Consider the following 12,725-nt stretch of genomic DNA (forward strand, 5'->3'; position numbering starts at 1 on the left):
ATGTATAATTTTACTTATGAAGAAGAACAAGAGTTTGAGAAAATTTTAGAGGAATATAGGGATAAAATCGACCTAGCAATGTATAAATGTAATATAGCCAAGAAAAATTATGATGATTTTAGACATTATGCGTATATTGGGTTGCTGGATAGTTACAAAATTTTATTAAAAGGTGATATTACTAGAGAAGATTTTGATAGATTTGCTTTTGTAACTATGAAAAGGAAGATAATTGATGAACTTAGAAGACGAAATAGAGAAAAATATGTAACTGTTGAAAATCTTGAGAATTTAAAAATCTTTAAAAGTAATGACTCAAGCATAGAATACATTGACCTTGTAGAAAGTGTTAAGTTAGAATTATCTAAAGAAGAATTGATAGTATTTAATAGCTTGTTAAATTGTAAAAGTGTTAAACAAATTATGCTTGAATTAGATATTTCTAAAAGTAAGACATACTATTTAATCGCAAGTGTTAAAGATAAATGTAAAAAGATTATTTATAATTCTTGATTTTCATTTCTTAATGGACTACAATATAATAAATAATAAACTTAATTGTTAAGGAGTAATTAGATGAAAAATATTGATAGACTTTTGAGAATTCTTGTTATAACCGCAATAGGAATAGTTGTTTTTGTTGGAGCGGTTTTTGCGATATTGAATTTTACAGGATCGGACTCTGATTCTGCGAAGAAAAATAATACAACAACTAACTCTACAACAAAATCAAGTACAAGTAGTGAAAACAAAGATTCTTCAAAAAATAACAATAATGAAAATTCGAATAGCAGTACTAGCAATAGCAGCAGTAGTACGTCATCTACTTCAAGTAGTAACAGTAGTTCAAATGATAATAGTAATAAAACAAATAGTAACTCTAAATCAAGTACTAATTCGAACTCTAATTCGAATTCTAACTCAAATTCGACTTCAAACAATAACTCTTCAAGCCAAGGTAATAACAACGTTAAGAATGAAGCTGGAAATGTAGATACAAATGGTAAGAAATTAGCCACTCCTATAGGAAATACAGGAAAATTATTTAATAGCCAAAGTGAAGCTCACAACTACGGACGTTCAGAAGTTAAATCTTTAGTTGAATCAACTAAAAAATATACAGAATATGAAGTTAGAAGAGTTGATTATACTGACGGAACAGTTGCTGGCTGGACGATAAACATTTATCAAAACGAAAAATCAACTACAAATTAAATAATAGAACAAGAAAGTAGTTTCTTTCTTGTTCTTTTTTGTTCGGTTATCTATTGAAAAAAAAGTAAAAATACGATAGTATAGTATATTATAGATATTAATATTATAAAGAAAGAGAGAAATATAATGGGTCGTAAATGGAATAACATTAAAGAGAAAAAAGCAGCCAAAGATGCAAATACTAGTAAGATATATGCTAAATTTGGGCGTGAAATTTATCAAGCAGCGAAAAGTGGTGAGCCGGATCCAGAAAGTAATAGAAATTTAAAAGTTGTTTTGGAAAGAGCGAAGACATATAGAGTACCGAAAAATATAGTTGACAGAGCTATCGAAAAAGCAAAAGGTGGAGCAGAAGAAAACTATGACGAATTACGTTATGAAGGATTCGGTGTCAATGGAACTATGGTAATAATAGACACATTGACAAATAACGTTAATCGTACAGCGGCAGAGGTAAGAACTGCTTTAGGAAAAAATGGTGGTAATCTAGGAGTAACAGGTTCTGTAAATTATATGTTTGATAATACTGCTGTAATAGGTGTATTAAATAAGAGCGAGGACGAACTCTTAGAAATTCTTATGGAAGCAGATGTAGATGCTAGAGATATTTTGGTAGAAGATGATATGACTATAATATATGGAGAACCTGAAAACTTCCACGATATTCAAGAAGCACTAAAATCATCAGGTATTGAAGAATTTGAGATTGCAGAGATATCAATGATACCTCAAAATGAAGTTACACTTAACGAAGAAGATAAAGCTAAATTTGAAAAGATGTTATATATGCTTGATGATTGCGAAGATGTTCAACAAGTATATCATAATGTTGATTTAGAGGCTTAATATATTATGGCAAAAAAGTTAAAAAAAAGTAATTCTTACTCTTACGGAAGTAATGTTATAAAAAAAGAAATTGTAAATAGTGAAAAGAAAGAAGAAAAATTTTTTGTAGAAGCAAAAATTTCAAAAAGAGTATGGGCAACAATAATAGATGCTATAACATTTTATCCTTTTGCTTATGTTATGATATTAGCTATTAATATTTTTAGGACAAAAGGTATTGTTGAAGGAAATGCAGAAATGTTAAAAAATGCTAATTATTTAATGGGCTCTGTAATTTGTTTAGCATTAGTGCTTTTTGGTTTTTTACCAGACAGATTTGGTGGTCAAACTTTAGGAAAGAAAATTTTTAAAATTCAAGTTGTTGATAAAAATGGAAATAATCCTGGAATTTTGAAAAGCTTTTTGAGAGATTTTATTTTTAAATTTTTATTTGCTATGGTAACACTACCTTTGAGTATAATAACATCTATAATAGATAGTAGAAAATCAAACAAGGTAGTTATGAGCTGTATTTATGACAAAACATTGAAAACCAAAGTAGTCGAAAAATAGTAGGGAGGTTCTTGATATGAAAGTAGATAGGCATATGTATATTTTGAATGAGCTTAGTAAAAGACATTTAGTAAAGGTACATAATTTGGCTAGTGAACTTAATGTAACGGAGATGACTATTCGCCGTGATTTGCAAGAGTTGGAAGAGTACGGTCATCTTACTAGAATACATGGTGGTGCTAAGTCTAATCCAAAAAATTTTTTTCAAGAAGATAATTATAACAAGAAAATCTCTATTAATGTCGATGAAAAACGAGAAATTGCTCAGAAAGTAGCTAACATAATAAAAGAAAATGAAACTATTTTTATAGGGCCTGGGAGTACAACAAGTTATTTGCACGAGTATATAAAAAATAAGCATATAAATATAGTAACTAATTCTATAACTATTTTTGAACAATTTAAAGAATCTGAAACTATTGATTTGATTTTTGTAGGAGGACGTTATCGATCAAAAACAAAAGGATTTGTCGGTTATTTCACACAGGAAACTTTGAGTAAAATAAGTGTGAACAAAGCGTTTATAGGAGTTAATGGCATTGATATTGATAATGTAACTATTTCTGATGAAGAAGAAGGAAAGTGCAATGACATTATTTTGAACAATGCAACAGAAAAATATGTCTTAGCTGACAATACAAAATTTTTCACTCACGCTTTTTATTCGTTTTACAAACTTTACAATATTACAGGGATAATAACAGATTCAAAATTAGATGCTAATATAAAAGAACAGTACAAAAAAGTAGTAGAGATAATATAGTTTATAAAATAAGAAAGAGGTATGATTTTTCATACCTCTTTTTGTTGTTCTAATTATTCAATTTCTTATTTATTAGTTCTATTTTTCTTTTTTCGTTAATGTATGTAAGTGTATAGAATATAATATAAAGAATTGTAAATATTAGGAAAAACATTATCATTGATGTTTTAGAGAAGCTAAACCAATGCAAAATAATTCCTACAATCCATAGTGGTACTAATATTAAGAAAAAGTGAGCGATAGTTCTTGTTGAAAGAGAAAGATTTTCTTTTCTAAAGATATACGAAGAATATCCTTGTAATATCCCTAAGATTGCAAAAAGAAGTAATTGCACGCCTACTGCATTAGACAGATTATCGAATTTGTGTGCAAAACTTGGTACGGTAGGGTAGAAGCCTTTGTTTATTAAAATTGTAGTTATGTAATGAATTAAAGTTCCCCAGCCTACTCCGATAAAAGCATATTTAATAGTTGTTATTATATAATCTATTATTTTCATTTTATTCCTCCTATATTCCTAATTTATCTTTGAATGTTTTTAACGATCTCCTTGAAACAAATGATTTATCTCCGTTTTTGAATATTAACATTATTGTTCCTGTATAGCTAAAGTCTAGTTTCTTTATATATTTTATATTAGCTATTTCGCTTTGAGAAATTTTTATAAAATCATTTCCTAGGGAATTTTCTATTTCGTATAATCTTTTTTTGCTAGAGTAAATATCATCTACAGTTTTTATAAAGACTTTTTTATCTTCAATATATATTCTTATAATATTTGCTTCTTCAATTATAAACGCTTGATCGTTCTTAAAACCTATAATAGAATCTTGATTTTTGTTTAATAATGATATTATTTTCTGAACGTCATCGTTTATTTGCTTAGCAAAGATTTTTACTAGCAGTTCTTCTTCATTTGTATCAGTGATTATTTCTATTTTCATAGCTATCTACCTCCTTTTCTATATTTTATATTAAATTTTTGTATTATTCCATATATTGTATATATGTGGAAGAAAATATTATCTATTTGGTAATTATTAATTATTTTTTTACATTTTTTAAATTTTGTATGTTGTATTTATTATTTTTTAGCGTTAAAATATATCAGTGTATTATAAATTTTTGAAAGGAGAAGTTGTTAATGATAAAAAAAGAAGTGAAATCAGTCTTTAGAAATAAGAAGTTAGTTATTTCTCTAATAGCAATATTATTTTTACCGATGATATATGCAGGAATATTTGCTAAATCTATGTGGGATCCTTACGGAAGAACTGATAAAGTTCCGGTAGCCGTAGTCAATGAAGATTTAGGAGCAATGAGTGGTAGCGAAAGTATTAATATAGGAAATACTTTAGTTGATAAATTAAAAGATAGCAATGATTTTGAATGGCACTTTGTTAGTAGAGAAGATGCTGATAAAGGCGTTGAAGGAAATGGCTATTATATGGCTTTGTATATAAATAAAGATTTTACGGATAAGGCGTTAAATAAAGGTACGGAGACAATACCTTTAGAGTATAAAGTTAACCCTGCTAAAAATTATGCAGGATATATGATGACAAGAAGTGGAGCTAATGCTATAAGTTCAAATCTTAATAAGCAAATTACTGAAAAATATGTTACAGCAATCTCTGATAATCTAAATACTCTAAAAGGTAAACTAGGAGATGCTTCTTCAGGTACTGCTCAATTAGTCGATGGTAGTAGTAAATTAGGAGAAGGATTGACCTCTTTGAGTACAGGACTTATTACGTTAAATAATGGACAAACGACGATGATGTCCAAAGTTAATGATGCTTCTTTGCAATATGCCAAAATTAATGACGGTTTAGCAACTGTATCAAATAAAATTCCAGAATTATCTTCTGGACAAGTAACTTTAGCAGAAGGCTTGGGAACATTAGCAGAGGGGATTACCAAATTGGTAGAAAATGGCTCGTTGTTTCAAAATGGAATAAATGATTTGAGCAAAGGATTAATAACCCTTGATAGTAGTTTGCAAGCTAGCTTAGATAGAGCAACTGTACAAGAAAATCAAAATAAATTGCTACAATTACAAACTGGTAGTGCGTCAGTTCAAGAAGCCATAAATAAATTAAGTGCAGGAGCTAGTCAGCTAAATACTGGTATTCAATCTATGGATAGTAGTGTTCCTTCTTTGGAGCAATTAGCTATAATAAAACAAACTTTGCAAAATTCTGGAATAAGTTCACAAATAGATTTTTCAAAACTTGCTATTACAAGAGAACAAATGACGAATATTAACAATGTATATGCGCAAGCGTTGAGTAATAATCAAACATTTGCAAATTTATCACAAGCAGACCAAAATTCTATTTTGGCTACGATAAATGCAACAAATGCTCAAGTAATGACTACAACATTACAAGGATTAAAAAGAGAAATAGATCAAGCATTGATAAATGTTCAAAAACAAGCAGAGCAACAAAAAGCAGAAGTTCTTAAATTAGTAACAGGTCTAGAAAAAATTAGAAGCGGATTAGACAACGGTTTAGTAACTGGAATGGCGAGCTTAGATTCAGGGTTAAGTAGCCTAAACAATGGTTATCAACAAGTGAATTTAGGTACTAACCAATTAATAACAGCTACACAAAATAGTAAGAAGTCAATAATGACTATGGCAGAAGGTGTTAGTAAGTTGAAAGATGGTAGTACACAGTTAAGTGATAAATATATTGAATATAATAACGGTGTTGCAAAAGTAAATAATGGAGTACAGTCAGCATTTAGTGGAACACAGAAATTAGTTAATGGTGTTAATACTTTAGAGTCAGGGGTAAATGAATTAGCGTCGGGAAGTGATATGTTCAATAGTATGTTTTTCCCACAAATAAATGATGGATTATCACAATTAATTACAGGAAGTAACAAGTTAGTATCCGGTTCTGGAGAGTTATCTAATGGTAATAACAAGATTACAGATGGATTATCTACTTTGAACGACGGTATTATATCTGGAGTTTCTGCATTAGAACAAAATAATCTTTCAGAAAAAGTGCAATTTATAACCACGCCAACTAATACGGAAAAAACAGCAATAAATGATGTTGCTAATTATGGTATGATGTTTGCAGCTTATTTAATACCTTTAGGATTTTATATAGCAGCCATTGCATTTAATACAATATATTCTATGACATCATCTTCAGATTATAGTTTGAGTAGAAAACGTAAGTGGCACAGAGGTAAAATAGGAGTTATGCTTATTCAAGCATTTGTTCAAGCAATAATTACAGGGTTCTTGATGCAGAAGTTAGTAGGATTGCCAGTAGAAAATGTAACACATTATTATTTAATATTAATTATTATTTCATTAGCATATATGGCATTTATTACATTATTAACTATAACTATGGGTAATATAGGACGCTTTGTTTCTATTATATTGCTAGTTTTACAACTTGCTAGTGCAGGAGGGACTTTCCCAATAGAAACGTCAAATTCATTCTTTATGAAGTTACACGATATATTACCAATGACAAAAGCTTTACAAGGATTACAACACGCTATAGCAGGCGGATTAAACGATAACTATCGTTCGGCATTAGTTTATTTAACTATTATGTTTGTAATAATGTTACTTCTTATTAGATTATATTACTTGTACAATGAAACAAATAGAGAAAAATATAAAAAACTTTTAAATATATAGTAAAAGGACAATAGGAAATTAAAAATTAAATTTACGACCAGAGATGATATATCTCTGGTTTTTCTTTTAATATAACTTATATATATTTTAATTTTCTACATTTTGTAAGGGTTTGATATCTTAATTTTACTTTTTATTTTATCTTATTTATGATAAAATAGTTGACATACAATGTTTTTAGGAGTGTTTATGATTGAGTGAAATAAATTTTAAACAATTAAGACAAGGTATATTTATTTTATTAATAGGTTTAATACTTTGGATAATAGGTTTAGAAGCTGCTAAAAGTTTTTATTATTTTTCAGCATTAATATTCGTATTTTTATCGTTAAAATTTCTAATAAAATCATTAAGAGATAGAACAGGAAAAAATATTTTTTATTCCGTAATATATTTGATAATAGGTATTTTTTGGTTATATAATTACGGATTTGCAGCATTACTAACGGTAGTGTTTATCGGAATTTATCAATTATTTTTGGGGATAGTATGTATTTATAATTTTATTCTACAATATATGGATAAAGCAAAAGGTGCTATTTATATTTTATTTAGAGGTATTTTTCATTTAATAGTAGGATTGTCATTGTTTATTAATTTTAGGTATTCTTTTGAGAATAATATATATTATAAATTAGGTTTATACTTGGTATTATTAGGATTTATGTATATTTTTGATGCATTGAGCATATCAAAAAAATATAAAATTACTACTAAGCGTAAATTTAGAGTTAGATTACCCGTAGTATTTTCTGCATTGTTTCCTATGTATTCTTTGCGTAAAGATAATTCTCAGGCTGATACATATAACGCTGATTTTTTGAATAAGAAAAAGTTAGCAACTAGAAATAAAACCGTTGATTTGGAAGTATGGGTTCATACAGCAGAAAAAGGTGCCTCAATAGCAGGTCATGTAGATATTTCTTATAAGGGATATACATATTCTTATGGGCATTATGATGTAGATTCTCACAAACTTTTTGGTAGTAAAGGGGACGGTGTATTATATATCGTTAAAAGTGAGGATTACGGAAATTGGCTTAGTGATTATCATAGTTATAAAGGAGTTTATCGATATGGACTCCATTTAACTAATGAACAAAGATTGATTGTAGAATATCAAATTTCTGAACTTATGAGTAATGTTTATCGTTATGAATTAACATCTAAGGCTCAATTAGAGAGTTATTTGGGAGATTTATCACAAAAAATTCCAACGAGAATCTATAAATTTAACCGTTCAAGATTTAAAACTTATTTTGTACTAACTACTAACTGTGTTCTACTCGCGGACACAATAGTAGGTAAGACAGGTTTTGATATAGTAAGTGTATCTGGTATATCTTCGCCAGGATCTTATAAATTATATTTAGACAAAGAATATGCTAAACTATATTCTAATGTTATAACAAAAAAATTATATAGTAATAAATGTAAAGGAGAGAATTAATGAGTCAAGAAAAACTAATTAAAGATAAATTAGGAATAGAAGCAGAAAGTACCAAAGAACAAAAAATTATTCAATTCTTAGGTGGCAAATTAAGTGCATATGTTCTGTCAATGGTAATTTTAGTTTTTATAGCTATTTGGCTTTATAGACAAATTTACGGAGTATTAGAACCAATTAATATTATTGTAGATAGTATGATTACACCAGTATTAGTTGCTTATATATTCTTCTATGTTTTAAGACCGGTTAATAATCTTTTGGTTAAGAGATTTTCACTAAATCGTTCATTAGCTTCTATACTATCTATGGTTTTTGGAATTGTTGTTATAATTGCTATTTTTGTAGGAGCAATACCGGTAATAGTTGAACAAACTCAACATCTTATCGGAGCAATACCGGGATATGTTAATACGATAAAAGGTTACTTAGAATCAAATGCAGATAATGCAATAGTTAAAAGCATAACGGATTATATTAATAATAATTTGAATACGACGCAATTAAGTGCTAAAGCATTTGATATTTTTGGAAACTCGGTATCCGGAGTAGCTTCGGCATTCTCATCTACAGCGACTGTTCTTATGACTGCTCCTTTTGTTTTGTTTTACTTATTAAAAGATTCTACAAAATTCCAAAATTTTGTTATAAGTAAACTACCTAGCAAATTCCAGCAACCTGTAGAAGAAACATTAGACGAGATTGATAATAAATTAGGTGCATATATATCGGGACAAATGTTAGTTTCATTATGCATAGGTGTACTATTATTTATAGGTTATCAAATTATAGGATTATCTTATGCTGTTTCTTTAGCAACATTAGCAGCGATATTGAGTATTGTTCCTTACTTGGGGCCTATATTAGCTATAACTCCTGCAATGTTGGTAGCTTTTGCGACGGATTGGGTAATGGTAGTAAAAATGCTTATAGTATGGTTTGTTGTACAATTTTTGGAAGGGAACTTTATCTCTCCAAATATAATGGGAAGAAGTATGAATCAACATCCTCTAACAGTAATTTTTGTAATTATTATAGCGGCTAATATGATGGGAATTGTAGGTGCGATAATAGGAATACCTGTCTATGCAATTTTGAAGATATTATTTGAAAAAATATTATTCTTAATAAAAAGTAGATATAACAGAATTTATAAAGGAGAATAGCTTCTCCTTTTTATAATATAATTTTGTAAGGAGGTATATTATAAATATGTTATCAACTAAGCAGAAAATAGCAGAAGCTTTGAAAAATAAGATGATAACAAAACCTTTTGAAAAGATAAAAGTTAGTGATTTAATAAAGGATTGTAACATTACTAGACCAACATTTTATTACCATTTTACAGATATATATGATTTACTAAAATGGGTGGTAGAAACTGATATAGTTAATGTGTTAAAAGTAGGACTGAATAATGAAGAGTGGGAGAATAGCTTACTAGACCTAATTAATTATTTATATAATAATAAAGAAATATGTAGCTGTTTTTATACTATTTCTGATAGGGCACAGGTTCAAGATTTTTTATTTTCTGAAATTAGACCGATAGTCCTAAATTTTGTATTAGCGTACAATGATATGTCATATGAACAAGATGATAAATTAGATTTTATAATTGATTTTTATGTAGGAGCAATTATAAATACGTTAGAACGCTGGTCTATGGGGGGAATGAAAATTACTCCAGAAGAATTAGGAGAGTTGCTTATTATAACTATTGAAGGTAATATAAAAATCTCTTTGGATCGAATGAATGTTATTAATAAAATATAAATTATAAATTTAGTATGAGTTAATATAATTTTTGAAAATTCATACTAAATTTTTTTATTTTGCTATTTACAAACAAAAATGTTTCGTGTATAATATACACATGTTTTTTCTAAAAATACAATTAAAAGAAAGGAATGAAAAATATGAGTTTTTATAAAAAATTACCATTATTAGTTAAGTTAATTATAGCTTTAGTTCTGGGTGTCTTATTAGGTAAAGTCTTACCCGTATCTATTATAAAAATATTAGTAACATTTTCTAGTATATTTAGCTCATTTTTAGGATTTGCAATACCTTTAATAATTATTGGCTTTATAGTACCTGGGATTAGTCAAATTTCTGGAAATGCAGGAAAATTATTAGGAATGTCTACTTTACTTGCTTATGTGTCAACGCTAATTGCAGGAGGGCTTGCATATTTTGTAGCTCAAGGAGTATTACCTAATGTTCTAAAAGGATCATCATTACAAAGTTTAGAGAATCCAGAAGATTTATTACTTTCAGGATATATTAATATAGAGATGGCGCCAGTATTTAGTGTAACTACTGCCTTAATTTTATCATTTGTTGTTGGAATTGGTATTTCATCATTACAACTAGATTCTATGAAGAGAGCATTTGACGAATTTGGGAAGATAGTTGAATTATTATTAAATAAAGTAATCATACCATTATTACCATTCTACATCTTAGGTGTATTCTCTAATATAACTGTATCTGGAGAAGTATTTAAGATATTAAAAATATTCTTGTTAGTATTTGTTCTTATTTTGGTATTACATTTTGTAATTATTTGTATTCAATATTTAATAGGTGGAACACTAAATGGACGTAATCCATTTAAGATGATTTCTAAGATTTTACCAGCATATTTCACTGCGATAGGAACACAATCATCTGCAGCAACAATTCCAGTAACTTTGGATTGTACAAAGAAAATGGGAGTAAATCCATCGGTAGCTAATTTTACAGTTCCGTTATTTGCGACAATTCATTTATCAGGAAGTACAATTACACTGACAACTTGTGCAACTGCAGTATATTGGTTACAAAATGGTGGAGAGTTCCCATCGTTAGCATTAATGATTCAATTTATAATTATGCTAGGAGTTACAATGGTAGCAGCACCTGGAGTTCCTGGTGGAGCAGTAATGGCTGCATTAGGACTTTTACAATCTGTCCTAGGATTTAATGAAATTATGATTTCATTAATGATAGCATTATACATTGCTCAAGATAGTTTTGGAACTGCGTGTAATATTACTGGAGATGCAGCATTGTCTTCAATAGTAGATAAAATTAATCAAAAATTTTTCAAAAAAGCATAAAATAAAAAGCAACTGAAATTTTTTCAGTTGCTTTTTTGTATATCTATATATGAAAAAGAAATCTTAATTATTTATGAAATTTATAAACTCATCTATTTGATTATTTACTTCTTCTTTTTGGTCATCAGATAAAGTAAATTTGCCTGTTTGCCACGCTTCTGTTGGTATTTGAAGACCTACTCCCTCACCTGGCATAACATTAGTACGTATATATGCTAAAAGACCTAGTATTTGTGCGCGAACAAATTTTGCTTTAGTTGAACCTGCAGCAGCAGAGACTGTAGTTGGTAATGAATTTATTACAGTAGGTGTTTCAAAATCAAATGGTTTTGCTGGTCTTGATAACCAATCTAATAGATTTTTTACTAAAGCAGGATAAGATCCATTATATTCTGGTGATACTATCCAAAGTCCATCTAAATTCGCTACTTGTTCACGAACATCTGTTACTTCTTTTGGTGTAGGGTATTCAGTGTCTTGTTCTAAAATAGGTATGTTGCGATATTCTACAAATTCAGCATCTATTCCCTTGTTTTGTAAAGTTTCAAATATGTAATCTGCCAAATTTTTATTGAAAGATCCATTTCTAAAAGATCCTAATACTATTCCTATTTTTTATTAGCCATTATAATATTCCTCCGGTATTAATCTAAATTTTTGAATTTTTTGAGAATACTAATTAGTGTTTGTTTTTCTTCTTTTGAAAGAATTCCATAGACATTTTCTATTTCATTTCTATGTTCAGGTAATATTTGTTCAAAAAGCCTTTTACCTTCTTCTGTAAGACCTAGAACGAAGGCACGTTTGTCTTTTAAATCTTTGTGTCTATATATTAGACCGTCACGTTCCATATTTTTGAGAATTACCGTCATATTACCAGAAGTAGCTAGACTTTTGGCTATTAAATCACAGACACGCATTTCTCCTTTTGTATAAAGAACATCTAAAACTGAAAATTGAGGATTAGTTAATCCAAATTCGCGGATACTTTTCCCTATTTTATTATTTATAGTTCGTTCAGCTTTTTTAAAAACTATTTGAGCGTGTATTGATGAATTTCTTTCCCATGATGTATCCATAAAGACTTCCTCCAAATATTACTAATTAGTTATATTTGAATTT

Annotated in this window: 14 protein-coding genes; 10 read left to right on the top strand and 4 right to left on the bottom strand. The window is 28.5% G+C overall.

Going from position 1 to position 12,725, the window contains the following annotated elements:
• The 5 genes from AC1XWJ_RS05720 (at window position 1) to AC1XWJ_RS05740 (ending at window position 3,376) form a co-directional block, all read left to right on the top strand.
• Window positions 1-513, top strand: a complete 513-nt coding sequence (locus tag AC1XWJ_RS05720) for a sigma-70 RNA polymerase sigma factor region 4 domain-containing protein (protein ID WP_483334927.1) — start codon at window positions 1-3, stop codon at window positions 511-513.
• Between the two features lie 63 nt (window positions 514-576).
• Window positions 577-1,215, top strand: a complete 639-nt coding sequence (locus AC1XWJ_RS05725) for a hypothetical protein (RefSeq protein WP_483334928.1) — start codon at window positions 577-579, stop codon at window positions 1,213-1,215.
• Between the two features lie 126 nt (window positions 1,216-1,341).
• Complete coding sequence (locus AC1XWJ_RS05730; protein ID WP_483334929.1) at window positions 1,342-2,061, top strand: YebC/PmpR family DNA-binding transcriptional regulator; 720 nt, start codon at window positions 1,342-1,344, stop codon at window positions 2,059-2,061.
• A 6-nt stretch (window positions 2,062-2,067) separates the two neighbouring features.
• On the top strand, window positions 2,068-2,613 hold the full coding sequence (locus tag AC1XWJ_RS05735) for an RDD family protein (protein ID WP_483334930.1): 546 nt from the start codon (window positions 2,068-2,070) through the stop codon (window positions 2,611-2,613).
• Window positions 2,614-2,629: 16 nt separating this feature from the next.
• Window positions 2,630-3,376 (top strand): DeoR/GlpR family DNA-binding transcription regulator, encoded by a 747-nt coding sequence (locus AC1XWJ_RS05740; RefSeq protein WP_483334931.1) that lies wholly within the window; start codon window positions 2,630-2,632, stop codon window positions 3,374-3,376.
• Between the two features lie 49 nt (window positions 3,377-3,425).
• Here AC1XWJ_RS05740 and AC1XWJ_RS05745 read toward each other — a convergent pair whose 3' ends face one another.
• The gene (locus AC1XWJ_RS05745) at window positions 3,426-3,875 is read right to left on the bottom strand and encodes a DUF3021 domain-containing protein (RefSeq protein ID WP_483334932.1); all 450 of its coding nucleotides are present in this window, start codon (window positions 3,873-3,875) and stop codon (window positions 3,426-3,428) included.
• Between the two features lie 10 nt (window positions 3,876-3,885).
• Window positions 3,886-4,320 carry a LytTR family DNA-binding domain-containing protein gene (locus tag AC1XWJ_RS05750; RefSeq protein WP_483334933.1) on the bottom strand — a complete coding sequence of 145 codons (435 nt, stop codon included), beginning with the start codon at window positions 4,318-4,320 and terminating at the stop codon, window positions 3,886-3,888.
• Window positions 4,321-4,520: 200 nt separating this feature from the next.
• On the opposite strand from AC1XWJ_RS05750, the gene AC1XWJ_RS05755 reads away from it, so the two are divergent.
• From AC1XWJ_RS05755 to AC1XWJ_RS05775, 5 genes are all read left to right on the top strand, one after another.
• On the top strand, window positions 4,521-7,052 hold the full coding sequence (locus AC1XWJ_RS05755) for a YhgE/Pip domain-containing protein (protein ID WP_483334934.1): 2,532 nt from the start codon (window positions 4,521-4,523) through the stop codon (window positions 7,050-7,052).
• 193 nt (window positions 7,053-7,245) lie between these two features.
• Window positions 7,246-8,502 (top strand): hypothetical protein, encoded by a 1,257-nt coding sequence (locus tag AC1XWJ_RS05760; RefSeq protein WP_483334935.1) that lies wholly within the window; start codon window positions 7,246-7,248, stop codon window positions 8,500-8,502.
• Complete coding sequence (locus AC1XWJ_RS05765) at window positions 8,502-9,665, top strand: AI-2E family transporter (RefSeq protein WP_483334936.1); 1,164 nt, start codon at window positions 8,502-8,504, stop codon at window positions 9,663-9,665. Before AC1XWJ_RS05760 ends, AC1XWJ_RS05765 begins: the two co-directional genes overlap by 1 nt.
• Before the next feature lie 46 nt (window positions 9,666-9,711).
• Window positions 9,712-10,275 (top strand): TetR/AcrR family transcriptional regulator C-terminal domain-containing protein, encoded by a 564-nt coding sequence (locus AC1XWJ_RS05770; protein WP_483334937.1) that lies wholly within the window; start codon window positions 9,712-9,714, stop codon window positions 10,273-10,275.
• Window positions 10,276-10,418: 143 nt separating this feature from the next.
• A complete protein-coding gene (locus tag AC1XWJ_RS05775) occupies window positions 10,419-11,603 on the top strand; it encodes a dicarboxylate/amino acid:cation symporter (protein ID WP_483334938.1) in 1,185 nt (394 codons plus the stop codon).
• 63 nt (window positions 11,604-11,666) lie between these two features.
• Here the strand turns inward: AC1XWJ_RS05775 and AC1XWJ_RS05780 are convergent, their stop codons facing one another.
• Window positions 11,667-12,215, bottom strand: a complete 549-nt coding sequence (locus AC1XWJ_RS05780; protein WP_483335015.1) for an NADPH-dependent FMN reductase — start codon at window positions 12,213-12,215, stop codon at window positions 11,667-11,669.
• 32 nt (window positions 12,216-12,247) lie between these two features.
• Window positions 12,248-12,682 (bottom strand): MarR family winged helix-turn-helix transcriptional regulator, encoded by a 435-nt coding sequence (locus AC1XWJ_RS05785; RefSeq protein WP_483334939.1) that lies wholly within the window; start codon window positions 12,680-12,682, stop codon window positions 12,248-12,250.
• Between the last annotated feature and the right edge of the window lie 43 nt (window positions 12,683-12,725).

This window comes from Gemelliphila sp. 1F1 (genome assembly GCF_056897515.1).

Bases quoted from the DNA above. Each gene is read 5' to 3' on its own strand.
- AC1XWJ_RS05775 (WP_483334938.1), top strand. From the start codon at position 10,419: ATGAGTTTTTATAAAAAATTACCATTATTAGTTAAGTTAATTATAGCT.
- AC1XWJ_RS05725 (WP_483334928.1), top strand. From the start codon at position 577: ATGAAAAATATTGATAGACTTTTGAGAATTCTTGTTATAACCGCAATA.
- AC1XWJ_RS05745 (WP_483334932.1), bottom strand. From the start codon at position 3,875: ATGAAAATAATAGATTATATAATAACAACTATTAAATATGCTTTTATC.
- AC1XWJ_RS05720 (WP_483334927.1), top strand. From the start codon at position 1: ATGTATAATTTTACTTATGAAGAAGAACAAGAGTTTGAGAAAATTTTA.
- AC1XWJ_RS05785 (WP_483334939.1), bottom strand. From the start codon at position 12,682: ATGGATACATCATGGGAAAGAAATTCATCAATACACGCTCAAATAGTT.
- AC1XWJ_RS05730 (WP_483334929.1), top strand. From the start codon at position 1,342: ATGGGTCGTAAATGGAATAACATTAAAGAGAAAAAAGCAGCCAAAGAT.
- AC1XWJ_RS05735 (WP_483334930.1), top strand. From the start codon at position 2,068: ATGGCAAAAAAGTTAAAAAAAAGTAATTCTTACTCTTACGGAAGTAAT.
- AC1XWJ_RS05765 (WP_483334936.1), top strand. From the start codon at position 8,502: ATGAGTCAAGAAAAACTAATTAAAGATAAATTAGGAATAGAAGCAGAA.
- AC1XWJ_RS05750 (WP_483334933.1), bottom strand. From the start codon at position 4,320: ATGAAAATAGAAATAATCACTGATACAAATGAAGAAGAACTGCTAGTA.
- AC1XWJ_RS05755 (WP_483334934.1), top strand. From the start codon at position 4,521: ATGATAAAAAAAGAAGTGAAATCAGTCTTTAGAAATAAGAAGTTAGTT.
- AC1XWJ_RS05740 (WP_483334931.1), top strand. From the start codon at position 2,630: ATGAAAGTAGATAGGCATATGTATATTTTGAATGAGCTTAGTAAAAGA.
- AC1XWJ_RS05770 (WP_483334937.1), top strand. From the start codon at position 9,712: ATGTTATCAACTAAGCAGAAAATAGCAGAAGCTTTGAAAAATAAGATG.